Raw genomic sequence first — 314 nt, 5'->3', positions numbered from 1 at the left:
ACCAGACCATGAGCTACCACGCCGGCACCTGGCAGGTCGGCGGCCCGGTCCTTGCCGACGCGGGCCTGTACTCGACCAACCAGGCCCACGTGGGCTTCGTGGCCGACAACCCGACGCTGCGCATGGGCGTGGGCGACCTGCAGATCTCAGCGATCGACCACAACACCTTCGCACAGGCGCCGCAGCTGCCTTGGCAGGAGGCCGCGGCGTGGGACGGCAGCGCCGGACGCACCAACTACAACGTCAGCACCTACAAGACGGCCGGACTCACGAACGGCGACCCGGTGGCAGTCTCGCGTTGTGGTGGACGTACG

Annotated in this window: 1 protein-coding gene; it reads left to right on the top strand. The window is 68.8% G+C overall.

Annotation, left to right across the window (positions count from 1 at the left end; translation table 11 throughout):
• Nucleotides 1-8 precede the first annotated feature (8 nt).
• Nucleotides 9-314: hypothetical protein (locus APY03_RS08540; protein WP_157103391.1), on the top strand; the 306-nt coding region annotated here is incomplete at its 3' end.

This window comes from Variovorax sp. WDL1 (genome assembly GCF_001541225.1).
In the GTDB taxonomy this organism is placed as follows: Bacteria; Pseudomonadota; Gammaproteobacteria; order Burkholderiales; family Burkholderiaceae_C; genus Variovorax.
This window is presented reverse-complemented; position numbering and strand designations above follow the sequence as displayed.